This window comes from Pseudomonas koreensis (genome assembly GCF_025447595.1).
Classification (GTDB): domain Bacteria; phylum Pseudomonadota; class Gammaproteobacteria; order Pseudomonadales; family Pseudomonadaceae; genus Aquipseudomonas; species Aquipseudomonas koreensis_H.
In genome coordinates this window covers 38287-63620 of record NZ_JAOEJU010000019.1, presented here as the reverse complement: position 1 = coordinate 63620, position 25334 = coordinate 38287, and the positions used below count along the sequence as shown (strand labels likewise).

At 61.2% G+C, this 25334-nt stretch carries 21 protein-coding genes; 11 read left to right on the top strand and 10 right to left on the bottom strand.

Annotated elements, in window-relative coordinates; all coding sequences use genetic code 11:
* Positions 1-29: 29 nt before the first annotated feature.
* From N8H71_RS21060 to N8H71_RS21045, 4 genes are all read right to left on the bottom strand, one after another.
* Positions 30-1001, bottom strand: a complete 972-nt coding sequence (locus N8H71_RS21060) for a FecR domain-containing protein (protein ID WP_262195545.1) — start codon at positions 999-1001, stop codon at positions 30-32.
* Positions 998-1516, bottom strand: a complete 519-nt coding sequence (locus N8H71_RS21055) for an RNA polymerase sigma factor (RefSeq protein WP_045121909.1) — start codon at positions 1514-1516, stop codon at positions 998-1000. The genes N8H71_RS21060 and N8H71_RS21055 overlap by 4 nt, the downstream gene beginning before the upstream one ends.
* A gap of 109 nt (positions 1517-1625) precedes the next feature.
* Positions 1626-2333 (bottom strand): 3'-5' exonuclease, encoded by a 708-nt coding sequence (locus N8H71_RS21050; RefSeq protein WP_262195543.1) that lies wholly within the window; start codon positions 2331-2333, stop codon positions 1626-1628.
* Positions 2330-4270: a putative nucleotidyltransferase substrate binding domain-containing protein gene (locus tag N8H71_RS21045; protein ID WP_262195542.1), complete on the bottom strand. Its 1941-nt coding sequence runs from the start codon at positions 4268-4270 to the stop codon at positions 2330-2332. The genes N8H71_RS21050 and N8H71_RS21045 overlap by 4 nt, the downstream gene beginning before the upstream one ends.
* A 253-nt stretch (positions 4271-4523) precedes the next feature.
* Here N8H71_RS21045 and N8H71_RS21040 point away from each other — a divergent pair, with 253 nt between their 5' ends.
* A complete protein-coding gene (locus N8H71_RS21040; protein ID WP_262195540.1) occupies positions 4524-4982 on the top strand; it encodes a response regulator in 459 nt (152 codons plus the stop codon).
* A gap of 70 nt (positions 4983-5052) precedes the next feature.
* Here N8H71_RS21040 and N8H71_RS21035 read toward each other — a convergent pair whose 3' ends face one another.
* Positions 5053-7230: a malate synthase G gene (locus tag N8H71_RS21035; protein WP_262195539.1), complete on the bottom strand. Its 2178-nt coding sequence runs from the start codon at positions 7228-7230 to the stop codon at positions 5053-5055.
* A 454-nt stretch (positions 7231-7684) separates the two neighbouring features.
* On the opposite strand from N8H71_RS21035, the gene N8H71_RS21030 reads away from it, so the two are divergent.
* Complete coding sequence (locus N8H71_RS21030; protein ID WP_262195537.1) at positions 7685-8203, top strand: glycine cleavage system protein R; 519 nt, start codon at positions 7685-7687, stop codon at positions 8201-8203.
* Positions 8204-8426: 223 nt separating this feature from the next.
* On the opposite strand, the gene rarD is transcribed toward N8H71_RS21030, so the two are convergent.
* From rarD to N8H71_RS21005, 5 genes are all read right to left on the bottom strand, one after another.
* Entirely contained in the window at positions 8427-9314 is an 888-nt protein-coding gene (gene rarD, locus N8H71_RS21025; RefSeq protein WP_262195535.1) for an EamA family transporter RarD, read from the bottom strand.
* Between the two features lie 193 nt (positions 9315-9507).
* Positions 9508-10482, bottom strand: a complete 975-nt coding sequence (locus N8H71_RS21020; RefSeq protein WP_262195533.1) for a serine/threonine protein kinase — start codon at positions 10480-10482, stop codon at positions 9508-9510.
* A 179-nt stretch (positions 10483-10661) separates the two neighbouring features.
* Positions 10662-12563: a PhoX family protein gene (locus N8H71_RS21015; protein ID WP_262195531.1), complete on the bottom strand. Its 1902-nt coding sequence runs from the start codon at positions 12561-12563 to the stop codon at positions 10662-10664.
* 69 nt (positions 12564-12632) lie between these two features.
* Complete coding sequence (locus N8H71_RS21010; RefSeq protein ID WP_262195530.1) at positions 12633-13397, bottom strand: TOBE domain-containing protein; 765 nt, start codon at positions 13395-13397, stop codon at positions 12633-12635.
* Between the two features lie 58 nt (positions 13398-13455).
* Positions 13456-14196, bottom strand: a complete 741-nt coding sequence (locus tag N8H71_RS21005) for a ComF family protein (protein ID WP_262195527.1) — start codon at positions 14194-14196, stop codon at positions 13456-13458.
* A 90-nt stretch (positions 14197-14286) separates the two neighbouring features.
* Here N8H71_RS21005 and bioB point away from each other — a divergent pair, with 90 nt between their 5' ends.
* The 9 genes from bioB (at position 14287) to N8H71_RS20960 (ending at position 25245) form a co-directional block, all read left to right on the top strand.
* On the top strand, positions 14287-15342 hold the full coding sequence (bioB, locus tag N8H71_RS21000) for a biotin synthase BioB (RefSeq protein WP_262195526.1): 1056 nt from the start codon (positions 14287-14289) through the stop codon (positions 15340-15342).
* Between the two features lie 160 nt (positions 15343-15502).
* Positions 15503-16681 carry an 8-amino-7-oxononanoate synthase gene (bioF, locus tag N8H71_RS20995; protein ID WP_262195525.1) on the top strand — a complete coding sequence of 393 codons (1179 nt, stop codon included), beginning with the start codon at positions 15503-15505 and terminating at the stop codon, positions 16679-16681.
* A complete protein-coding gene (locus N8H71_RS20990) occupies positions 16674-17405 on the top strand; it encodes an alpha/beta fold hydrolase (RefSeq protein WP_262195524.1) in 732 nt (243 codons plus the stop codon). Before bioF ends, N8H71_RS20990 begins: the two co-directional genes overlap by 8 nt.
* A complete protein-coding gene (gene bioC, locus N8H71_RS20985) occupies positions 17398-18210 on the top strand; it encodes a malonyl-ACP O-methyltransferase BioC (protein ID WP_262195522.1) in 813 nt (270 codons plus the stop codon). The genes N8H71_RS20990 and bioC overlap by 8 nt, the downstream gene beginning before the upstream one ends.
* The gene (gene bioD / locus N8H71_RS20980; RefSeq protein ID WP_262195520.1) at positions 18207-18887 is read left to right on the top strand and encodes a dethiobiotin synthase; all 681 of its coding nucleotides are present in this window, start codon (positions 18207-18209) and stop codon (positions 18885-18887) included. The genes bioC and bioD overlap by 4 nt, the downstream gene beginning before the upstream one ends.
* 106 nt (positions 18888-18993) lie before the next feature.
* Positions 18994-19290, top strand: a complete 297-nt coding sequence (locus N8H71_RS20975) for a hypothetical protein (protein ID WP_007959856.1) — start codon at positions 18994-18996, stop codon at positions 19288-19290.
* Positions 19291-19565: 275 nt separating this feature from the next.
* Positions 19566-21371: a phenylacyl-CoA dehydrogenase gene (locus tag N8H71_RS20970; RefSeq protein ID WP_085609075.1), complete on the top strand. Its 1806-nt coding sequence runs from the start codon at positions 19566-19568 to the stop codon at positions 21369-21371.
* 260 nt (positions 21372-21631) lie between these two features.
* Positions 21632-23746 (top strand): cytochrome-c peroxidase, encoded by a 2115-nt coding sequence (locus N8H71_RS20965; protein ID WP_085609076.1) that lies wholly within the window; start codon positions 21632-21634, stop codon positions 23744-23746.
* Between the two features lie 209 nt (positions 23747-23955).
* A complete protein-coding gene (locus tag N8H71_RS20960; protein ID WP_007959861.1) occupies positions 23956-25245 on the top strand; it encodes a GGDEF domain-containing protein in 1290 nt (429 codons plus the stop codon).
* Positions 25246-25334 lie beyond the last annotated feature (89 nt).

Below are 25334 nucleotides of genomic sequence, written 5' to 3'. Positions count from 1 at the left end.
GACAGCTATTACTCAGGTAATGCGGAATGTCAGGGCTTCGGATCAGCCTTGGCCACGGTCACCCACCATGGCGTGTGCTGCTCGATCTGCACCGGCAGGGTCGGCAGCAGGGCGTTCAGCGCCTTGTCGGTGTCGTGCAGCGGGAAGCTGCCGGTGATACGCAGGTCGGCGACTTCCGGCGCAATGCCCAGATGGCCGCGACGATAACGACCGAGCTCATGCACCAGGTCTTCCAGGCGCGCGTTGTCCACCACCAGCATGCCGCGGGTCCAGGCATCGGCGCCGGGGTTGAGCGCCGCCACCGAATCCAGACCGTTGTGGCGGATCAGCACTTGCTGGCCTTCGCGCAGGATCTGTTCCTGCGGATCGGATTGCGGATGCGCCGCCACCGCCGACTGCAACACGCTCAGGCGCGTACCGGCATCTTCGCGCTTGACCAGGAACCGCGTGCCCAGGGCGCGCATGCTGCCCTCGGCGGTTTCGACGATGAACGGCCGCGCATCGCCGTGACCGGTTTCGACGAGGATTTCGCCTTCCTGCAACACGATCAGCCGCTGCTTTTCATCGAAGCGGACATCCACCGCGCTGTGGGTATTCAGATTGAGTACGGTGCCATCGGCCAGACGCACGGTGCGCTGTTCGCCAGTGGCGGTGCGTTGATCGGCGAGCCAGTAATCCAGCGGCAGATAACGTTCGCCGGCAAACAACGCCAGCCCGACCACCGCCACGACACTGGCCAGTCCGCTGCCCAGCTTGCGCACCCGGCGGCGGATGCCTTCGCGCGATTGCAGCAACGCGGTGCGTGCAGGGCCGTTAGCCACGCTGAAACGTTGGTCGAGCATGCCCAACTGGCGCCAGGCGCGAGCGTGTTCTTCGTTGGCCGCGTGCCATTTGGCGAATTCTTCGCGCTCCAGCGGCGTGCTGGAATCGAGGGTCAATTGCCAGGCAATCGCCGCGTCCAGCACATGGGCCGGGACCGGTCGGGAACTGGCCGGGCTCATGTCGGCTCACCGTACAACGCGACGTAGCACTGGCGGATGCCCTGGGCCAGATACTGGCGCACGCGCGGGACCGACACGCCGAGTTTGTCGGCGATCTCGGCGTGGGTCAGACCGTCGAGGCGGTTATAGAGGAAAGCGGCGCGGGCCTTGGTCGACAGCTTGCCGAGCATGCGGTCGATGGCTTTGAGGTCTTCGAGGATCAGTTGCTGTTCTTCGACGGAGGGCTGTTCGCCCTCGGGGATCAGCATCAGTTCGGTCAGATACGCCTGTTCCAGCGCCGCCCGGCGGAAGTAGTCGAACAACAAGCCTTTGGCGATAGCCACCAGAAACGCCCGGGGTTCGCGGGGCGTCAGCAGCTCATCGCGACCAAGCAGGCGGACGAAAGTGTCTTGGCTCAGGTCCTCGGCGCGTTGCGGGCAGGCGACGTTGCGGCGCAGCCAGGCCAGCAGCCAGCCGCGGTGGTCGCGATACAACGCACCGACGAGCTCACTGTGAGGGCTTTGGGCTGAAGACACGACGACACCGACTGGGAAGTGTTAACTAACGAGAATTGTTCGCGATTGTGGCAGAGGTGGGAATGGTTAGCAATTGGCCACCGGTCGGGTTGTCGGGCGACAACCCGGTTCAGAACGTATGCGTCTGCTGGCGGCGTTTCCACTGACTCAGGCGTTGCTGCAGATTCAGCGGGCTGTGGATCTGCTGCTGGCGTGCCCGGCTGAACAGAATCAGCGCCAGTTCCGCCGTGGCCAGAGCATCGGCGCTCGCATGGTGACGCTCGAACACTTCGAGCTTGAACCAGTCGATCCACTCGTCCAGCCCCGCCTCACGAATGTGCGCCTGCGGGCACAGTAGCGGGGCGATCTGCGCCACATCGAGAAATACCGTTTGTAGCTTGTGTCCCAGATGCTCCTTCAATGCACGGCCGAGCATGTGCTGGTCGAATGAGGCGTGAAACGCCAGCACCGGACTGTCGCCGATAAACTCCAGCAGCTCGACCAGGGCTTCGGTGGGTTCGCTGCCGGCGGCAATCGCGCTCGGTGCCAGACCGTGAATCAACACGCTCGGGCCGAGTTTCAGCTCACGGCATTGCAGGGTGCGTTCGAATTGCTGGCTGAAATCGATCGCACCGTCCTCGATCACCACCGCGCCGATCGACAGCACCCGGTCCTTGTTCAGGTTCAGTCCGGTGGTTTCCAGATCCAGCACCACCCAGCGCTGTTCGCGCAGGCTGCACTCATGCAGTTCGCCGATGGCCGGGAGTTTCGTCAGGCGCTGTTGCAGTTCGTCCGGCACAACGGGACTGGCCGGACGCAGCCACGAAAACAGGCTCATAGCTGATACCGCAAGGTCAGGCTGCTTTGCAGGCGCTGGGCCTGGCGCAGGGATTCACGCAGGATGCGCCGGTCCAGATGATTGAGGCTGTCGGGATCGACCCGGTTCGAGTACGGCAGGTTTTCCCGGGTCTGCAACTGATGCTGTTGCATGCGCGTCTGCTGGATAAAGTGATACGCCTCTTCGTACGCGGCGCCATCCAGCCGGTCGATGACCTCTTTATCCACAAGCTGGCGGAAGCGTTCGAGGGTGTTGTTGGCGTCGATTCCGTGGGCCAGCGCGAGCAGGCGGGCACCGTCGACAAACGGGGTCAGACCCTGGATTTTCAGGTCCAGCGTAGCCTTCTCGCCGTTCTTTTTCGTGAGCACGAACTCACGGAAACGTCCCACCGGCGGGCGGTTTCGCAACGCGTTCTCGGCCATCATTCGCTGGAACAGGCGGTTATCAGCGACCTGATCAAGAATCCCCCGACGCAATTGCTCGCAACCCTGTTCATCACCCCAGACCACGCGCAGGTCGAAATAGATGCTGGAGCCCAGCAGGTTCTCCGGCGTCGCCTCGCGAATGAACGCGGCAAAGCGTCGGGCCCATTCGGCGCGGGACAGGCACAGCTGCGGATTACCGGCCATGACGTTGCCCTTGCACAGGGTGAAGCCGCATTGCGCCAGACTGTTATTGATCTGCTGGGCGATGGGCAGCAGCTTGCCGCGAATCTCCGCCGCGTGGGCCGCATCCCGGGCGTCGAAAAGAATGCCGTTGTCCTGATCGGTGTGCAGCGTCTGCTCGCGCCGTCCTTCGCTGCCAAAGCACAGCCAACTGAACGGCACGCCGGGATCGCCTTTTTCGGCGAGGGTCAGCTCGATCACCCGGCACACGGTGTGATCGTTGAGCAGGGTGATGATGTGGGTGATCTGGGTCGAGGACGCGCCGTGGGCGAGCATGCGCTCCACCAGTTGGCCGATCTCGCCGCGCAGGGTCACCAGTTGTTCGACTCGCTGCGCACTGCGAATGGTGCGCGCCAGGTGCACCAGATCGACCCGTTGCAGCGAGAACAGATCTCGCTCGGAAACCACACCGCACAGGCGTCGATCCTTGACCAGACACACGTGGGCGATGTGCCGTTCGGTCATGGCAATCGCTGCGTCGAAGGCGCTGTGATCCGGCGACAGATAGAACGGCGAGTGCGTCATGTGACGCTCGATTGGTTCGCCGAAATCGCCAACGCCTTCAGCCACTACATGGCGCAGGTCGCGCAGAGTGAAAATCCCCAGCGGCGCTTTGTGTTCATCCACCGCGACGATGCTGCCGACCTGTTGTTCATGCATCAGCTTCACCGCTTCGCGCAGCGGGGTGGTCGGGCTGCAGGTCACCGGATGGCGCATGGCCAATTCGCCGAGGCGGGTGTTCAGCGAATATTGGGTACCGAGGGTTTCCACGGCTTTCTGCTGGACTTGCTGATTGACCTGATCGAGCAGGCTGCTGACCCCGCGCAAGGCGAAATCGCGAAACGTATTGGAGAGAGCGAACAGCTTGATGAACGCCAGTTTGTTCAGTTGCAGGCAGAAGGTGTCCTCGCCGGCCAGGTGTTCGGTGCGTGTCGCCCGTTCGCCGAGCAGCGCGGCGAGGGGGAAGCACTCGCCGGTGGTGATTTCAAATGTGGTTTCGGTGCCGCCCTTGGCCGTGTGCGGTCGCTCGCCGACCACCCGGCCCTGCTTGACGATGTAGAAGTGTTCGACGGGTCCGTCGGCGGGTTTGATGATGCTTTCGCCCTGACCGTAAAAGCGCAGTTGGCATTGCTCCACCAGATAGGCCAGGTGGGCGTGTTCCATCTGATTGAAAGGGGGGAAGCGCTGGAGGAATTGCAAAGTGCCCTGAATGTTCTGCAACACCGCGGTTTTCCCTGCCTGGGTGAAGGCGTCCGCTTTACTCATAACCATTACCGCAGTCTTTTTCGAATTGTTGTTGTCGGATCGTTGCAGCCATGGTCGACCCCATCGCGAAGGGTGCCCATTGGACGTAAGTCTAGGTTTTGCGTGCCGCTGAGTAATTTTCGGATATGCCCTACAAAAACAGTCGGAAATTCTTCGGTTCGCCCCTTGGAAAAATATCCGACGAAGTGCACATTGAAGCTCTGTCCCGCGATGTCTGACCTCTTGCCAGAGGATCGATTTAGAACACGTAGAGAACGCCATGTCCGACCACGATATTTTGAGCGACGCCGAACAGGAGGCGCTGCGGGAACTCATGCTTGAGCCCGAGTTGCCCCCTCAGCGAGTATTGATCGTCGACGACGACAGGGATGCTCGGGAGTTGTTGGCGGAAATTCTGGGTCTGGACGGTATTGATTGCGTGACGGCGGCCAGCGGTGAAGAAGCGCTCAGGATGCTGATGCCCGATACGGATAACAGACGACGGATCGGGTTGGTCATCACCGATTTACGCATGGGCAATATCGGCGGCCTGGACCTGATTCGTCAGATTCGCGAGTCGGTACGGGCGGCAATGCCGATCATCATTGTTTCGGGCGATGCGGACGTGAAGGACGCGATCGCGGCGATGCATTTGAGCGTGGTGGATTTTCTGCTCAAGCCGATTGATACCGCCACGTTGCTCGGTCTGGTCAAGCGTGAGCTCGGGATCGATTTTTAGTCCTCCCGGCGCAAACAAAAAAGCCCTGATCGAAAGATCAGGGCTTTTTCATGTCCGGCATCAGCGCAGGTTACAGGCCGTTGGCAGCCTTGAACTCGCGACGACGACGGTGCAGGACCGGCTCGGTGTAGCCGTTCGGCTGTTTGGTGCCCTCGATCACCAGTTCGACCGCCGCCTGGAAGGCGATATTGCTGTCGAAGTTCGGGGCCAGCGGACGGTACAGCGGGTCGTTGGCGTTCTGACGGTCTACCACCGGCGCCATGCGCTTGAGGCTTTCCATCACTTGCGCTTCGGTAACCACGCCGTGGCGCAGCCAGTTGGCGATGTGCTGGCTGGAGATACGCAGCGTCGCACGGTCTTCCATCAGGCCCACGTCGTTGATGTCCGGCACTTTCGAGCAACCCACGCCCTGATCAATCCAGCGCACCACGTAACCGAGAATGCCCTGGGCGTTGTTGTCCAGTTCGTTCTTGATCTGCTCCGGGGTCCAGTTCGGGTTGACCGCCAGCGGGATGGTCAGGATGTCATCGACCGAAGCGCGGGCACGTTTGGCCAGCTCGGCCTGACGGGCGAACACGTCGACCTTGTGGTAGTGCAGCGCGTGCAGTGCAGCGGCGGTCGGCGACGGAACCCAGGCAGTGTTGGCGCCGGCCAGCGGATGAGCGATTTTCTGTTCAAGCATCGCTGCCATCAGGTCGGGCATCGCCCACATGCCTTTACCGATTTGCGCACGACCTTGCAGGCCGGTGCTCAGACCGATATCAACGTTCCAGTTCTCGTAGGCGCCAATCCACTTCTCGGCCTTCATGTCAGCCTTGCGCACCATCGGGCCGGCTTCCATGGAGGTGTGGATTTCGTCGCCGGTGCGGTCGAGGAAACCGGTGTTGATGAACACCACGCGCTCGCTGGCGGCCTGGATGCAGGCCTTGAGGTTGACCGTGGTACGGCGCTCCTCGTCCATGATCCCGACTTTCAGGGTGTTGCGCTTGAGGCCCAGCACGTCTTCGATGCGACCGAACAGCTCGTTGGTGAACGCCGCTTCTTCCGGGCCGTGCATCTTCGGTTTAACGATGTAGACGGAACCGGTGCGGGTGTTCTTGCGCGAAGTGTTGCCGTTCAGGTTGTGCATCGCCGCCAGGCAAGTCACCAGACCGTCGAGGATGCCTTCCGGCACTTCGTTGCCGTGCTTGTCGAGGATCGCGTCGATGGTCATCAGGTGACCGACGTTACGCACGAACAACAGCGAGCGGCCGTGCAGGGTCAATTCGCTGCCGTCGACCTTGGTGTAGGTGCGATCCGGGTTCATGGTGCGGGTGAAGGTCTGGCCGCCCTTGGACACGGATTCCGCGAGGTCGCCCTTCATCAGACCGAGCCAGTTGCGGTAGATCACAACCTTGTCGTCGGCATCGACTGCAGCCACGGAGTCTTCGCAGTCCATGATGGTGGTCAGCGCCGCTTCCATCAGGATGTCTTTGACGCCGGCGGCATCGGTCTGGCCGACCGGGGTGCTGGCGTCGATCTGAATTTCGAAATGCAGGCCGTTGTTTTTCAGCAGGATCGCGATCGGCGCATTGGCGTCGCCCTGGAAACCGATCAGCTGAGCTTCGTTGCGCAGGCCGCTGGTGCTGCCGCCCTTGAGGGTGACGACCAGTTTGCCGTCCGCGATCTTGTAGCCGGTGGAATCAACGTGGGAGCCGGTCGCCAGTGGCGCGGCTTCGTCGAGGAACGCACGGGCGAAGGCGATGACTTTGTCGCCACGTACCTTGTTGTAGCCTTTGCCTTTTTCCGCGCCGCCGGCTTCGCTGATGGCGTCGGTGCCATACAGGGCGTCGTACAGCGAACCCCAGCGGGCGTTCGAGGCGTTGAGGGCGAAGCGGGCGTTCATCACCGGAACCACGAGTTGCGGGCCGGCGGTACGGGCGATTTCGTCATCGACGTTTTGCGTCGTTGCCTGGAAATCAGCCGCTTCTGGCAGCAGATAACCGATCTCTTGCAGGAAGGCTTTGTAGGCCACGGCGTCGTGCGGCTGACCGGCACGGGTCTGGTGCCAGCCATCGATACGAGCCTGGAAGTCATCGCGTTTGGCGAGTAGGGCTTTGTTCTTCGGCGCCAGGTCGTGAATGACCTTGTCGGCACCTTCCCAGAATTTGTCGGCGGTGAGGCCGGTACCGGGAATGGCTTCGTTGTTCACGAAGTCGAACAGGACTTTGGCGACCTGCAGGCCACCGACTTGAACGTGTTCAGTCATTGCTTGCCTCACTCTGCTCAGCTATTTCGCTTTTCAGCTCTTCAATTTAACAATGAAGCCTCTGGCCATTTAAACCACAAACCCCTCGACCAGTACATGCCATCGCTGGCGGCTGGGCTGGGACCAATCAACGGCTTGGGGGCCTTGCTGACGGGGCTTTCAGGGTTGCGAACGTGCCTTGGGCAGACATCGATCCAGCGTTATGTAGTGCGCGCTGCGGCATACTACATGATGAGTTGCGGTTGTGAAAATCAGACTAATTACGTCGTTCTGCGACCCCATGACGCATTGCGGTCACGGCGCGGAACGGGATGTTCTCAAAAAACCAATGGATTGTTCCAGCTAAATATAAAAAGTTGTACACGATTTGTGATTTCGAGCGTCTGAGGCGTCTGTCGAACGCTTGCCTATACTTGCTTTTCTATAACAAAAGTCATGACAAGAGGGCTGCGCCATGGATCACCTCGTACTCACTGTCTTCGCACCGGACAAGCCCGGGCAGGTCGAGCGCATCGCCCAATGCATCGCCGAACACGGCGGCAACTGGCTGGAAAGCCGCATGTCACGGATGGCCGGGCAGTTCGCCGGGATCCTGCGGGTGGGCGTGCCGGCAGAGGCTTACGACGAATTAGTTGATGCCTTACAAGCACTGTCGGCGCAGGGTATTCGCGTGCTGGTGGCCGAAAGCGGGATCGAGCAAGCCTGTACCTGGAAACCAATCGCCATGGAGTTGGTGGGCAACGACCGTCCGGGCATCGTACGTGACATCACTCGCTTGCTGAGCGAGCAGGGCGTCAACCTCGAACGACTGGTGACCGAAGTGCGCCCGGCGCCAATGAGCAGCGAACCGCTGTTCCACGCCGAGGCGATTCTGGCGGTGCCGCTGAACCTGTCGCTGGACGTGCTGCAATCGCGCCTGGAAACCCTGGCCGACGATTTGATGGTGGAACTGGTGCTGCGCACCGATCCATGAGCGCGGAACGGGTTATCCAGTTTTAGCGTGCACCCGCCTGTGGATAACCTGTAGAGACAGAGCGCCAGGCCACGTCCGCCGTGGCTTGGCGAGGATTGATCAAAAAACCGCCAGCATTCAGTGACTTGCGCACAAACGGCGGGGATCACGCTGTGGATAACCTTGGGAAGGAACGATGAAGGCCACGAGAATCGTGGCCTGTGGAGGTTTGTGCGTTTTTTGATCAGCTGCGCCGACGTAGACTTATCCACGCATCGACGCTGTACACCGCCAGGCCGGCCCAGATAAACATGAAGGCGATCAGCGTGCTGGACGACAAATGCTCGCCGAACAACAGCACGGCCTGCAGCAGCACCAGGGTCGGCGCCAGGTATTGCAGGAAACCGAGGGTGGTGTAGGGCAGATGCCGCGCGGCCGCGTTGAAGCAGACCAGCGGCACCAGCGTCACCGGACCGGCCGCCACCAGCCACCAGGCTTCGGAAGTGGTCCAGAACTCGGCCTGCGCGCTGGTCGCGGTCGGATTGAACAGCAGCCACGCGAGAGCGATCGGCACCAGCATCCAGGTTTCCACCACCAGCCCCGGCAGTGCCTTGACCGGCGCCTGCTTGCGGATCAGCCCGTAGAAACCGAAGGTCAGCGCCAGCACCAGCGACACCCACGGCAGACTGCCGACCTGCCACACCTGCTGCGCCACGCCGACCGCTGCCAACCCTACCGCGATCCACTGCATGCGCCGCAGGCGTTCGCCGAGGATCAGCATGCCCAGCAGCACGTTCACCAGTGGGTTGATGTAGTAACCGAGGCTCGCTTCCAGCATCCGGCCGTTGTTTACCGACCAGACGTAGGTCAGCCAGTTGGCCGCGATCAAGGTCCCGCTGAGCGCGAGAATCGCCAGGCGTTTAGGGTTGTCGCGCAGCTCTTGCCACCAGCCGGGATGCTTCCAGACCATCAACAGCAGCGCGCCGAACAGCGCCGACCACAGCACCCGGTGAATGATGATTTCCACCGCCGGCACTTCGGCGATGGCTTTGAAGTAGAGCGGGAAAAGACCCCAGATGATGTAGGCACTCAGGCCCAGAATGTACCCGCGACGCGGGTTGGCGGCTTGCATGCAGAATCCTTGCTTAGGCAGCTAACAAAGCAGCGATTGTAAGGAGATTTTTAGGTGATTGATTCTGAAATTGTGAACCCGGCTAGAACTGTGGGAGCGAGCTTGCTCGCGAAGGCGTTGTATCAGCCGACACTGATGTTGAATGTCCATACGCATTCGCGAGCAAGCTCGCTCCCACAGGGGTAGTGGTCAATCAGAAAAGCTTCAACGGCTCTTCGTTCAGCGCCGACAGTTGCTCACGCAATGCCAGCACCTGATCGCCCCAATACCGCTCGCTGCCGAACCACGGGAAGCTGCGAGGGAACGCCGGATCGTCCCAGCGCCGGGCCAGCCACGCGCTGTAATGCATCAGACGCAAGGCGCGCAGCGGTTCGATCAGCGCCAGTTCGCGCGGGTCGAAGTCGTGGAATTCGTTGTAGCCGTCCATTAACTCCGACAGTTGTCCGAGGCAATCCTGACGATCGCCGGCGAGCATCATCCAGATGTCCTGCACTGCCGGGCCCATGCGGCAGTCGTCGAGGTCGACGATGTGAAACATCTCGTCGCGGCACATCATGTTGCCGGGGTGGCAGTCGCCGTGCATGCGGATGTTCTGGTGCGGCGTGGCAGCGTAGACGTCTTCCACACGCTTGAGCAGGTCGCGGGCGACCGATTCGTAGGCCGGCAGCAGGCTCTTGGGAATGAAGTTGCCTTCCAGCAAAGTGGTCAGCGAGTCATGGCCGAAATTCTTCACGGCCAACGCTTCGCGGTGTTCGAATGGTTTGGTCCCGCCGACCGCATGCATTCGCCCGAGCAACTGGCCGAGGCGGTACAGCTGATCGAGATTGCCCGGCTCCGGCGCCCGGCCACCACGACGGGGAAACAGGGTGAAACGAAAACCGGCGTGTTCGTGCAGGGTTTCACCGTTGTGGATCAATGGCGCTACCACCGGGATCTCGACATCGGCCAGTTCGAAGGTGAACTGGTGCTCCTCCAGGATCGCTTCGTTAGTCCAGCGCTGCGGGCGATAGAACTTGGCGATCAGCGGTTCCGAGTCTTCGATGCCGACCTGATAGACGCGGTTTTCATAACTGTTGAGCGCCAGAATGCGCGCGTCGCTCAGGAAGCCGATGCTTTCGACGGCATCGAGCACGAGGTCTGGGGTGAGGGTTTCAAACGGGTGGGCCATGCTGACTCCTGCGCGCAGCAGGCTGCCGCGTCCGGCTCAGCATGGTAGCGCAGACTGTGGGGCTTGAGGGTTTTGGCTTGAGAGTTGAGGGGGCTGATAGAGCCCATTCGCGAGCAAGCTCGCTCCCACAGGTCTGGTGCACATCCTGTGGGAGCGAGCCTGCTCGCGAAAGCGGATTATCAGGCGCCGACGATCCCGCCATCCTCACGGGTAATCGCCATCACCGATGACCGCGGCTTGCCGTTCGGCAGGTGCTCGGGGAAGGTCGAACCGCCGTTCTCGCCCGGGTGCTGAATCCCGACGAACAGGGTTTTCTGATCCGGCGAGAAGCTGATCCCGGTGACCTCGCAACCGATCGGCCCGACCATGAACCGGCGAATCTCACCGGTTGCAGGATCGGCGCAGAGCATCTGGTTGTTGCCCATCCCGGCAAAGTCCCCGGCGTTGCTCGAATCACCGTCAGTGAGAATCCACAACCGCCCGGCCTTGTCGAAACCGAGGCCGTCGGGGCTGTTGAACATGTTCTGCGGCGTGATATTCGACGAACCGCCTTTCGGTGTACCGGCGTGCACGCCCGGGTTGCCGGCCACCACGAACAGATCCCAGGCGAAGGTCTTCGCCGCGTGATCGTCGCGGTCGGTGCGCCAGCGCAGGATCTGCCCGTAGACGTTCTTCTCGCGCGGGTTCGGGCCGCCCACCGGTTGGCCGTCCTCGCCGCGCTTGGCGTTGTTGGTCAGGGTGCAATAAACCTGGCCGTCTTTCGGGCTGACCACGATCCATTCCGGACGGTCCATGCGCGTGGCGCCGACCACGCTGGCCGCCAGACGCGCGTGAATCAGCACTTCGGCCTGATCGGCAAAACCGCTGCTGGCGTCGATGCCGTTCTTGCCGTGGGTCAGTTCGATCCACTGGCCCTGGCCTTTCGGGTGATCCGGGTTGCTGTCGCCGTTATCGAACTTGGCCACGTACAGCGTGCCGTGATCGAGAATGTCGCGGTTGGCCTTGGCGTTGCGGTGATTGATCTTGTCGCGGCTGACGAATTTGTAGATGAACTCGCCGCGTTCGTCGTCGCCCATGTACACCACGGCGCGTCCGTCGTCGGTCTCGGCCAGTGCGGCGTTTTCATGTTTGAAGCGGCCCAGCGCGGTGCGTTTGACCGGGGTCGATTGCGGGTCGAACGGATCGATCTCCACGACCCAGCCGTGACGGTTGAGCTCGTTCGGGTTCTTCGCCATGTCGAAGCGCGGATCGAACGGATGCCAGTTGATCTCGCGGCTGGCGGCCGACACGCCGTAGCGTTTCTGCGCCGGATCGAATTGTTGTTGGGCGTTGCTGCTGCCGAAGCAGTCGGTGAAGTTCTCTTCGCAGGTCAGATAAGTGCCCCACGGCGTCTTGCCGTTGGCGCAGTTCTGGAAGGTGCCGAGAACTTTCTTGCCGTGCTTGTCGGCGCTGGTTTTCATCAGCTCGTGACCGGCAGCCGGGCCGCTGATACGCAGCGGCGAGTTGCCGTGGATGCGCCGGTTGTAGCGCGAGCCCTGGACGAACTGCCACTGGCCGTTCTTGCGCTGCACTTCGATCACCGAAACGCCTTCGCAGGCCAGGGCCTTGCGCACGTCCTCGGCCGATTGCGGCATGCCGCCGTGCGGATAGAGGTAGCGGTAGTTGGTGTATTCGTTGTTGATCGCCATCAGCGCACGGTTTTTCTCGCCCGGGAATTCGAACAGGCTCATGCCGTCGTTGTTGTCGCCGAACTGCACTTCCTGCGCAGCCGCGGTGCCGTTGCCGCTCGGGTCGAAGGCCGGACCGTTCTTGTGCAGCGGCTGACCCCAGCTGATCAGCACCGACGACTTGTAGCCTTTGGGCAGGCTGATGGTGTCGGTGGTGGCAGCCGGAATGCTGTCGAAGCCGAGCAGACGGCTGTTGCCGGCGCTGACACTGGCGGCCAGCACGCTGCGGCTCAGCAGGTTGCCGCCGAGGAACATCGCCGCGCCGCACAGCGCGCCGGCGCTGATGAATCCGCGACGGCTCAGGCCGACCATTTTTTCCAGGTCTGTGGATTGGTTTTCTTCTAATAGGCTCACATCAGGCTCCCTGCATGGTTTTGGCAGCCACCTTAATGCGGGTCGATGACGCTTTCGTTGCAGCGCCGTTTAGAGCGGTGTTCCGAGCAGCACATTGGACGGGGAAAACTGCACCTGCACCGGTTGCTCGACCGTCAGGCCACGGGTGCGCAGGTCCAGCGGTTCGGCCAGTGCGCAAAGGGTCTGGCCATTGGGCAGGGCGATGCGTACTTCGCTGGGGCCGTCTTCGGCGTCGAGGATTTCTTCGATGCGCCCGTTCAGTACATTGTGAGCAGCGGCGGGTGAGTCCTGGGGCGCGAGCAGTTCGAGCCAGCCGGCCTTGATCAGTGCCACCACTTCGGTGCCCGGTTGCAGCTCCAGGTGCACGGTGCTGTCGTGGGTGATCTGCGCGTCGATCGACAGACCTTCGGCCAGTTCGAGGCGGATCAGGTCGTTGCGGCCCTGACTTTCGATTTCCAGGACTTTTCCGTGTAACTGATTGCGCGCGCTGGTTCTGAGCATCAGGCGACCGAGCAAGTCGAGGTCGCTGGCGTCTTCGGCCGCCTCCAGCACTTGGGCCTGCAAGGCTTGCAACTTTTGATAGAGGCGCAGCACACGCTCGCCCTCGCTCGACAACCTGGCGCCACCGCCACCCTTGCCGCCGACCGCCCGTTCGACCAGCGGTTTTTGCGCGAGATTGTTCAGCTCATCGATGGCATCCCACGCCGCCTTGTAGCTCAGGCCCGCGCTTTTCGCCGCGCGGGTGATCGAACCCTGTTCTGCGATGTGCTGCAACAAGGCAATGCGCTGCGGACGGCGGACGATGTGCTGGGACAGCAGGGTGGGCAAGGACATGTCGGGCGCTTTGAACTCGGAAGGTGGGTGAGAAAGTTGGCCGCTTGGCGCGCTTGAGTCAAGCCGCATCACCGGGTTTTGGCGTACGGGCGAGACAGTAGACATCCACCCGCGCCGCCCCGGCATCCATCAGTAGCCGGGCCAACGCCTGCGCGGTGGCGCCGGTGGTCAGGACATCGTCGACCAACGCCACGTGCCGGCCTTTCACTCGCGCATCAGGGGTAAGAGCAAAGGCGTGACGCAGATTGTGTTTACGAGCCCGGGCGTTGAGCTCCTGCTGGGCTTCAGTGTCCTGTATCCGCAGCAGCATGTTTTCTTCGCATGGCAGATCGAGTGTCTTTGCCAACCACCGTGCAAGCATCGCGGCTTGATTGAATCCTCGCTTTCGCAAACGTCCTGCCGCGAGTGGAACCGGCACTAAAGCCTCCGGGCGCGGTATGTCCTCTTCGAAGCGATGTTGCAGGTATTGCCCGAGAACTTCGCCAAGCAGGCGGCCAAAAGGCCAGTTTGTACTGTGCTTGAAACGGGTGATCAAGGTGTCGACCGGAAAGGCATACATCCAAGGGACGGCCACTTGTACGAAGGCGGGTGGTTCATGCAGACATTCGCTGCAAGTCAACCCGGCAGCAGGTAGAGGCAGGGCGCAGATCGTGCATTGATGACCCAGCCAGGGCAGCTCTGTTTCACAGGCCCCACATAGGGGTGTCTGCTCTTCTGCTGGCTCATCGCACAGCAAACAGGTCTGTACGTTTTTTAAACAGATGTAAACCTGACCTTGGTATCGTGGTTGACAGCGCATGACTCTTCCTTAAATATGCCAAACATCCGTGTAACGCCTGTGGATATTCCGTTTCCCAGTCGTCAGCCAAGCATAACCAAGGAAATACCCATGAGCGCGAGCACCACTGCCATCCTGCGTCACGACTGGTCTCTGGCCGAAGTCAAAGCACTCTTCGTACAGCCATTCAACGACTTGCTGTTTCAGGCGCAGACGGTGCACCGCGCGCATTTCGATGCCAACCGCGTTCAGGTTTCCACGCTGCTGTCGATCAAGACCGGCGCTTGTCCGGAAGATTGCAAATATTGTCCGCAGTCCGGTCACTACAACACCGGTCTGGAAAAAGAAAAGCTGATGGAGGTGCAGAAAGTTCTCGAAGAGGCTGCCCGCGCCAAGGCTATCGGCTCGACCCGTTTCTGCATGGGCGCGGCCTGGAAACACCCGTCGGCCAAGGACATGCCGTATGTGTTGAAAATGGTTGAAGGTGTGAAGGCCATGGGTCTGGAAACCTGCATGACCCTCGGTCGTCTCGACCAGGATCAGACCGAGGCGCTGGCCAAGGCCGGCCTCGATTACTACAACCACAACCTCGACACTTCGCCTGAGTTCTACGGCAGCATCATCACCACCCGCACCTACAGCGAGCGCCTGCAAACCCTGGCCTACGTGCGCGACGCGGGGATGAAAATCTGCTCCGGCGGCATTCTCGGCATGGGCGAGTCCCTCGATGATCGTGCCAACCTGCTGATCCAGCTGGCCAACCTGCCGGAACACCCGGAGTCGGTGCCGATCAACATGCTGGTGAAGGTCGCCGGCACGCCGCTGGAAAACGCCGACGACGTTGATCCGTTCGACTTCATCCGCATGCTCGCCGTGGCGCGCATCCTCATGCCGCAATCCCACGTGCGCCTGTCCGCCGGCCGCGAAGCGATGAACGAGCAGATGCAGGCCCTGGCATTTTTCGCCGGCGCCAACTCGATCTTCTACGGCGATAAACTGCTGACCACCGCCAACCCGCAGGCCGACAAGGACATGCAGCTGTTCGCGCGTCTGGGCATTCAGCCAGAAGCCCGCGAAGAACACGCCGATGAAGTGCATCAGGCTGCCATCGAGCAGGCCCTGGTGGAGCAGAAGAGCAGCGAGCAGTTCTATAACGCGGCGGTGTAAAAACCTGCGCGGATTCCTCTGAAGGAATGCAAACCCCTGTGGGAGCGAGCTTGCTCGCGAAAGCGGTGCTTCAGTCGACATTGATGTCGGATGTGAAGGCCTCTTCGCGAGCAGGCTCGCTCCCACAAGGGATCTGTGTCACTTGAATGTCGAGGCTTGCATGTCTTTCGATCTCGCCGCACGCCTTGCTGCCCGTCGTGCCGAAAATCTCTATCGCCAGCGGCCGCTGCTTGAAAGCCCACAAGGGCCGCAAGTTGTGGTCGACGGTCAGCCGTTGTTGGCGTTCTGCAACAACGATTACCTGGGCCTGGCCAATCATCCGCAAGTCATCGAGGCCTGGCGCGCGGGTGCCTCGAAATGGGGCGTAGGCGGCGGTGCCTCGCATCTGGTAATCGGCCACAGCGGCCCGCATCACGAGTTGGAAGAAGCCTTGGCCGACCTCACCGGACGGCCGCGTGCGCTGTTGTTCACTACCGGTTACATGGCCAACCTCGGTGCGGTCACTGCATTAGTCGGGCAGGGCGATACGGTGCTGGAAGACCGGCTCAATCATGCTTCGTTGCTGGATGCCGGCCTGTTGTCCGGCGCGCGGTTCAATCGTTATCTGCACAACGACGCCGACAGCCTGGCCAAGCGTCTGGAAAAAGCTACCGGTAATACGCTGGTGGTCACAGATGGCGTGTTCAGCATGGACGGCGATCTTGCCGACTTGCCGGCGCTGGCCCGGGAAACCAAAGCGAAAGGCGCCTGGCTGATGGTTGACGACGCCCACGGTTTCGGTCCGCTGGGGGCGAACGGTGGCGGCATCGTCGAGCATTTCGGTTTGAGCCAGGAGGACGTGCCGGTGCTGGTCGGGACTCTTGGCAAAGCGTTCGGCACGGCGGGTGCGTTCGTCGCCGGCAGTGAAGAGCTGATCGAAAGCCTGATCCAGTTCGCCCGCCCCTACATCTACACCACCAGCCAGCCGCCGGCCCTGGCCTGCGCAACGTTGAAAAGTCTGGAACTGCTGCGCAGTGAACACTGGCGTCGCGAGCATCTGCAAACGCTGATCCGCCAGTTCCGCCACGGCGCCGAACAGATCGGTCTGGAGTTGATGGACAGCTTCACGCCGATCCAGCCGATCATGATTGGCGATGCCGGTCGCGCCGTGCGTTTGTCGCAGATGCTGCGCGAGCGTGGGCTGATGGTCACCGCGATCCGTCCGCCGACCGTGCCTGCCGGCAGCGCGCGATTGCGGGTGACGCTGACCGCCGCCCACAGCGAGGCACAGGTGCAGCTATTGTTAGAAGGACTGGCCGATTGCTTTGCGCAACTCAAGTCGGAGCCAAGCCATGCGTGATCGCCTGATTCTGCTACCGGGTTGGGGGCTCGGCGTTTCGCCGCTGGAGCCGCTGGCCGCTGCGTTGCGCGGACTCGACGAACACCTGCAGGTCGACATCGAGCCGTTGCCGGAACTGGACTCCAGTGATCTGAACGACTGGCTCGACGAGCTCGATGAACGCATCCCTGAAGATGCCTGGCTCGGCGGCTGGTCGCTGGGCGGCATGCTCGCTTCCGAGCTGGCGGCACGGCGTGGCGAACATTGCTGCGGCTTGTTGACCCTGGCGAGCAATCCTTCGTTTGTCGCCCATGAACAGTGGCCTAGCGCGATGCCCGGCGAGACCTTCGATGCGTTTCTGGCCGGCTGCAGCGCCGATCCGCGCACGACCCTCAAACGATTCTCTCTGTTGTGTGCCCAGGGCGCGCAAGACGCGCGCGGCTTGTCGCGGCTGTTGCTCGGTGGCGCGCCGAATACCTCGCCGGCCGCTTTGATGGTCGGTCTGGAATTGTTGGCGCAAATCGATACGCGGGAAGCCTTGCAGGCGTTTCGTGGTCCGCAATTGCATTTGTTTGGCGGGCTGGACGCACTTGTGCCGGCGGAAGCTGCGGGCGAGTTGTTCGCGTTGCTGGCGGATGTGGAGGTCGGGCTGATCGAGCAGGCCAGCCATGCGTTTCTTCTGGAGGACCCCCACGGCGTGGCCGGCGCGATCCAGGCGTTTTTAAGTGAGTGCGGTGATGACTGATTTGTCTGTTGCTGCGTTGCCCGGCGGCTTGCCTGACAAGCGCCAGGTCGCGGCTTCTTTTTCTCGTGCAGCGGCCAGCTATGACAGCGTCGCCGAGTTGCAGCGCGATGTCGGTACGCAGTTGATGAGTCGCTTGCCGGTGGATTTTCGGCCGTCACGCTGGCTGGATCTCGGCTGCGGCACCGGGTATTTCACTCGGACACTGGCCGAGCGATTTGGTGAGGGGCAGGGGCTGGCGCTGGATATCGCGGAGGGCATGCTCAATCACGCGCGGCCGTTGGGCGGGGCCATGCACTTCATTGCTGGCGATGCCGAACGTTTACCGTTGCAGGATTCGACCTGCGATCTGATCTTCTCCAGCCTCGCCGTGCAGTGGTGCGCGGACTTCGAAGGGGTGCTGGGCGAAGCGTTTCGGGTGCTGAAACCGGGGGGGATTTTCGCGTTTGCTAGTCTTTGTGTAGGGACGCTGTACGAATTGCGCGACAGCTGGCGTCAGGTCGATGGTCTGGTGCACGTCAACCGCTTCCGCGAGTTCGCCCGTTATGAGCAATTGTGCGCGGCCAGTGGTTTGCGCAGTGTTTGTCTGGAGAACCGGCCGCATGTGCTGCATTACCCGGATGTGCGCAGCCTGACCCATGAACTCAAGGCGCTGGGTGCGCACAATCTGAATCCCGGTCGGCCGGGCGGATTGACCGGTCGGGCACGGATTCTGGGGCTGGTCGAAGCCTATGAGCAGTTCCGTAAGCCTGCGGGATTGCCGGCGACCTATCAGGTGGTCTACGCCGTGTTGGAGAAACCCTTATGAGCGCAGCCTATTTCATCACCGGAACCGACACTGACGTCGGCAAGACCACCGTCGCTGCCGGGTTGCTGCACGCTGCTCGGTCGGCGGGGTTGAGCACGGCAGCGGGCAAACCGGTGGCGTCCGGTTGTGTGGTGACGCCCAGAGGTTTGCGCAATTCCGATGCGCTGGCGTTGCAGGCCGAATGCTCGTTGCCGCTGACGTATCAACAGGTCAATCCGGTGGCGTTCGAGCCGGCGATCGCGCCGCATCTGGCAGCGCGCGAGGCGGGTGTAGCGCTGACCGTGCAATCGTTGCTGGCGCCGATGCGCGAGATTCTGGCCATGAACGCCGACTTCACGTTGATCGAAGGCGCGGGCGGCTGGCGGGTGCCGTTGGCGGATCAGGACAATTTGTCGGATCTGGCCGTGGCCTTGCAATTGCCCGTGATTCTGGTGGTCGGCGTGCGGCTGGGGTGCATCAGCCACGCATTGCTGACCGCCGAAGCAATTGCCCGTGACGGACTGCAACTCGCGGGATGGGTGGCGAATATCATTGATCCGAAAACGTCGCGGCTGGAGGAAAACCTGGCGACACTCGCCGAGCGAATCCCGGCGCCGTGCCTGGGGCGGGTACCGAAACTCAAGGCTGTCAGCGCCGAGTCGGTCGCCGATCATTTGCAACTGGATCTGCTCGACTGATTTTGGCTATGACAAGGCACTGTGCCATTAGTGTTTTTGACGGGTGTTTTTCTGACGCCTCTGGTTCAATGGCACCCATTGATCCTTCCCAAGGATGAGAGCTCCCATGGAAATCTCCGGAAACACAGCTTTTTATGCAGGTCTGAGTACCATTCAGACCGGGCAGAACCGCGTCGATCAGGCCGCCAGCCAGATCGCCAGCAGCACCATCGAGCGTTCGGTCACCAGCCAGTCTTCGGAAGTGCAGGTCGATCGTCTGCGTTCCGTGGATCGCGCCCAGCAATCGGACCTGGCGAGCAACATGGTCGAGATGGCCCAGGGCAAGTTTCAGGCGGAACTGGGCGTGAAAGTCGCCAAGGCATCCGATGAAATGCTCGGTACGATCATCGATACCTTCGCCTGATTTTTTGATCTGCGCTTTGCCAGACGCCGCGACTGTTCGCGGCGTTTTTCGTTGTAAGTCCTTCTCCCTCAACTAATCTTTTTTCAGTGCACATGGCCCGATCGGGTGCATGTCGCGCTGCTGTGTCCGGCGTTCGGAAAATGTGATGACGAATGGCAAAAGAACGACGCTTGACAAGATTTCGGCGTAAACGTATGTTTCAAACAACTGTTTGACCGTCACAACAAATCAATGCGGTCGTTCATTCCCGGTTACATCAGCAGAGGTTTATCGCTATGCCTGACTACAAGGCCCCCTTGCGTGATATTCGCTTCGTTCGTGACGAACTGCTCGGCTACGAAGCGCACTATCAGAGCCTTCCAGCGTGTGCAGACGCAACGCCGGACATGGTTGACGCCATTCTCGAAGAGGGCGCCAAGTTTTGTGAGCAGGTGCTGGCACCGCTGAACCGCGTGGGCGACACCGAAGGCTGCACCTGGAGCGAGTCCGGCGTGAAAACCCCGGCCGGCTTCAAAGAGGCCTACAAGCAATTTGTGGAAGGCGGCTGGCCAAGCCTGGCCCATGACGTCGAGCACGGCGGTCAGGGCCTGCCTGAATCGTTGGGTCTGGCAGTCAGCGAGATGGTCGGCGAAGCCAACTGGTCGTGGGGCATGTACCCGGGCCTGTCGCACGGCGCGATGAACACCATCTCCGAGCACGGCACCCCAGAGCAGCAAGAAGCCTATCTGACCAAACTGGTCTCCGGCGAATGGACCGGCACCATGTGCCTGACCGAACCGCACTGCGGCACTGACCTGGGCATGCTGCGCACCAAGGCCGAACCTCAGGCCGACGGTTCCTACAAAGTTTCCGGCACCAAGATATTCATCTCGGCCGGTGAACACGACATGGCCGACAACATCGTCCACATCGTGCTGGCCCGCCTGCCGGACGCACCGGCCGGCACCAAAGGCATTTCCCTGTTCATCGTTCCCAAGTTCATGCCGAATGCTGACGGCACCGTCGGTGCACGCAACGCCGTGACCTGCGGTTCGATCGAACACAAGATGGGCATCCACGGCAACGCGACCTGCGTGATGAACTTCGACGGCGCGACCGGTTTCCTGATCGGCCCGGCGAACAAAGGCCTGAACTGCATGTTCACCTTCATGAACACCGCACGTCTGGGTACCGCGCTGCAAGGTCTGGCCCACGCCGAAATCGGTTTCCAGGGCGGCCTGAAATACGCTCGCGATCGTCTGCAAATGCGTTCCCTGACTGGCCCGAAAGCGCCGGACAAGGCGGCTGACCCGATCATCGTTCACCCAGACGTACGCCGCATGCTGTTGACCATGAAGGCATTCGCCGAAGGCAACCGTGCGATGGTGTACTTCACCGCCAAACAGGTCGACATCGTCAAATACGGCGTGGACGAAGAAGAGAAGAAGAAAGCCGACGCACTGCTGGCCTTCATGACTCCGATCGCCAAGGCGTTCATGACCGAAGTCGGTTTCGAATCCGCCAACCACGGCGTGCAGATCTACGGCGGCCACGGCTTCATCGCCGAGTGGGGCATGGAGCAGAACGTTCGCGACAGCCGCATCTCGATGCTGTACGAAGGCACCACCGGCATCCAGGCACTCGACCTGCTGGGCCGTAAAGTGCTGATGACTCAAGGCGAAGCTCTGAAAGGCTTCACCAAGATCGTCCACAAGTTCTGCCAGAACAACGAAGGCAACGAAGCCGTCAAAGAATTCGTCGCACCGTTGGCTGCACTGAACAAAGAGTGGGGCGAGCTGACCATGAAGGTCGGTATGGCCGCCATGAAAGATCGCGAAGAAGTCGGCGCGGCCTCCGTGGACTACCTGATGTACTCCGGTTACGCCTGCCTGGCCTACTTCTGGGCCGACATGGCGCGTCTGGCTGCTGAAAAACTGGCTGCCGGCACCACCGACGAGGCGTTCTACACTGCCAAGCTACAAACCGCGCGCTTCTACTTCCAGCGCATCCTGCCGCGTACCCGTACGCACGTGGCAACCATGCTGTCGGGTGCCAACAACCTGATGGACATGAAAGAAGAAGACTTCGCACTGGGCTACTAAGCCTTAACGCAGTGCTTCAAAAAACCGCTGCTCCTTCGGGGGCAGCGGTTTTTTTGTGCCCGGTTTTCCCCAATCCCGGGGCTGATTCCCCAGCATCGATGAAGTCGCTGCTCAGCCGAGCCCCAATGCTTATTGATTCAAAATGTTTCTAGAAGAGTGGCCAATTAATTGCACTGCCCGAATTACCGGTGCTAACCAGAACTGCCTGCTCAAAGAACCAAGACGCCCGGCACTTAACAACAACAGTCAGGGTGAAGCCTATGAACATCAGTCGACTCGCTCGTTTGACCTTCTGGTTACCCGTCGCGCTATCAGTCCACAGCGCCTGGGCCGCCGACCCCGCCGAGGTCGATCCTCCCGTGCCGGAGGTTCCCTCGCTGCAATCGTTGCGCGGGATGGTGCCCCCCGATCCGTCCGGGACCGAGGGAGGACGCAAGGTCGACCTGATGACCGACTACGTGCTCAATCGCCAGGCCGCGATCCTGCTGGGCAAGGCGCTGTTCTGGGACATGGAGATCGGCAGCGACGGCTCCACGGCCTGCGCGTCCTGCCACTACCACGCCGGCGTGGATCACCGCATCACCAACCAGCTCAACCCCGGCCAGGCGCACACCAACGCCAACGTCGCGTCGATCTTCAACAAACCGTTTGTGGCGTCGGACATTCCCGGTGATGTGGCGTCCTACGCGACGTTGTCCGGCGGCAAGGGCGGCCCGAACTACACGCTGAAAAAAACCGACTTCCCGACCCACGTGTTGAGCAACCCTCTGGAGCGCAACTCGCCCATCGTGTACTCGACGGACGACGTGGTCGGCTCGCAAGGCGTGTTCGACGCCAACTTCGTCAAACCCAACCAGCCGCGTTTCGACAAATGCACCCAGCAGCCGGACGGCCTGTTTCAGGTCGGCGGCATCAACGTTCGCCGCAGCACCGGGCGCAATGCGCCGTCGGTGATCAACGCCGCGTTCAACGTACGCAACTTCTGGGACGGACGGGCCAACAACGTGTTCAACGGGTTCTCGCCGTTCGGCAACCGCGACCCGGATGCCGGGATCTACGTGACCAGCGAACGCAGCACGGTCGCCACCAAAGTGCGGCTGGCGCTCAACGATGCGTCTGCCGCCTCGCAAGCCGTCGGCCCGCCCGGCAGCCCGGTGGAAATGTCCTGTGGTGGCCGCACCTTTGCCGACATCGGTCGCAGGATGCTCGACACGCTGATGCTCAAGCAGCAGCGGATTTCGTCTACCGACTCGGTACTGGCTCCAGTATCCGGTGCACGGCGCCCGACTTATCGCGAACTGATCAAGAACGCCTTCCAGCCCCGGCTGTGGAACGCCACGCAAAACGTTCTGGTGGGCGGTGCGCCGTACACCCAGATGGAGGCCAACTTCCCGTTGTTCTTCGGCCTGGCGATCCAGATGTATGAGGCCACGCTGGTGTCCGATCAGGCGCCGATCGACGCCTATTTGCAAGGCGATCACACCGCGATGAACGCACAACAGGTCGAGGGCATGAACCTGTTTCTCGGCAAGGGCAAATGCGTCAATTGCCACGGCGGACCGGAGCTGACCAACGCCGCCAGCCGTCTGTTGATGCATCCGCGCGAACGCATCGAACGCATGGTGATGGCCGACAACCTGACCACCCTTTACGACAACGGCTTCTACAACACCGGTGTGCGCCCGACTTCGGAAGACCTGGCCCTCGGCGGCGCGGACGCGTGGGGCAATCCATGGTCGTTCACCCGTCAGTACAACACTGTGTTGCAGGGCGGCCGTTCGGTGGATCCGCTGGACGTCGATGTCTGCACGTTCGAGGCGCCGTTGAGCGCAGCCATTCCGTGCGATGCCACGCTCAAACCGAATGTCGGTTTCCGCGATTCGGTCGACGGCGCGTTCAAGACGCCGACCCTGCGCAACATCGCCCTGACCGGGCCGTACTTCCACAACGGCAGCCGCTCGACGCTCAAACAGGTGATGGAGTTCTACAACCGTGGCGGTGACCGGCGCGGGGAAGACGCCAACAACACCAGCGGCTTCGAGCACCCGGCGGTGAACCAGCACAACACTTCCAACCTCGATCCGGACATGACGGCGCTGAACCTGACGCCTGCCGAAATCGATGCCGTGGTGAAATTCATGGAAGTCGGCCTGACCGATCCGCGCGTGGCCTGGGAGCGCGCACCGTTCGATCATCCGTCGCTGGTGATCCCGCAGGGCCATATCGGCGATGAAAATGCCGTGACCCAGCGCCCGGCCAGTCCGAAAGTCACGACACGTCAGGCGATGGACGCATCGCTCAATCTCAAGCCTTACGGTGCTGAAGGCCGGCCGGCGGCCGAGGGGCCATTGCAGCCGTTCTACAACGATCTCTGAGCAGAAAAACACACCATGGCCATCAATAATGATGGCCATGGTGGCCGTCTAGCGGCCATTGCGCAAAAAACCTTACTAAATCCCTCAGCAACCGCAGATTTCGGCCGTTAAAGAGACAGCCTGTGATCTGGATCACATTGTGTGTGCTTAACTGGCCACATTGCAGGCACAATGCCATCTCTTTGCCATGACGGGTCGGAGCTTTACCCTTGCCGCGTTCTTCCGCTGTACGTTTCAGTCATTTCCTGCCTTCACTGCTGTTGTTGCTTGCGGGGTTGGCGGCTGCGTACGTCAAAGACCTCAACGTGTTCTTCACCTCGCTGTTCAACGTGTTGCCGACCTTGGTGCTGCTGTTGGGCGGTTCGTACTGTGCGGTTTACCGACGCCAACGCGAGCTGTTTCTGATGGTCACGGTGTACATCGCCTACTTCCTGCTCGATACCCAGACCGACTATTACCGCGACAACGGCAAGGTGCGCGAGGACGCAGCGGTGGTGTTCCACCTGGTCTGCCTGCTGTTGCCGCTGTTGTTCGGACTATTCGCCGCGTGGCAGGAACGCACGCACCTGTTTCAGGACATGGTCGCGCGCTTCGCCGTGCTGCTGGCCTTTGGCAGCGTGGCGCTGGGGCTTGAGCAAAGTTACCCGCAGGCGTTGCTCATGTGGCTTTCCGAGATCCGCTGGCCGGCGCTTCACGGCGCGTGGATGAGCCTGATCCAGTTGTCGTATCCGGTGTTCATCTCGGCGTTCCTGCTGCTGGCCTGGCAATACTGGCGCAACCCGCGTCCGCTGCACGCGGCGCAACTGGTGGGGTTGCTCGGGGTGTTCTGGATGCTGCCAAAAACCTTCATCCTGCCGTTCACCCTGAACATCATGTGCAGCCAGGTCATGCTGATGATTGCGGCAGCGGTAGCGCACGAGGCTTATCAAATGGCTTTCCGCGACGAACTCACTGGTTTGCCGGGCCGCCGCGCACTCAACGAGCGCATGCAGCGACTGGGTCGCAACTATGTGCTGGCGATGAGCGACGTCGATCACTTCAAAAAATTCAACGACACCCACGGCCACGACGTGGGTGACCAGGTTCTGCGACTCGTCGCCAGCAAGCTGTCCAAAATCAGCGGCGGCGGTAGGGCTTATCGCTATGGCGGTGAGGAATTCGCCCTGGTGTTTGCGGGCAAGACTCTTGAAGAGTGCATGCCGCACCTGGAAGTCATCCGCGAGTCGATTGCGTCCTACAACATTCAACTGCGCAATCAGGAAAGTCGCCCGCAGGATGATCAGCAGGGCCGTCAGCGTCGCTCGGGCTCGGGCGCTTCAAGCGTGTCGGTCACGGTCAGCATCGGTGTGGCCGAACGTCTGGAACAGCGCACCCCGGAAGAAGTGTTGAAATCTGCCGACCAGGCGCTCTACAGCGCCAAGGGCGCAGGGCGAAACTGCGTGATGGCGTTCGGTCAGAACCGCCGTGGCGCGGTGCGCATGGACAACGCCGCAGGTTGAGTGATGACGGCGCATTCAGCGTCTGGACAGTGATTGTGGGGCAGGGTGGCCGGCAGTAGGTTGAAGCAATCTGCTGAAGGAGAAGCCAC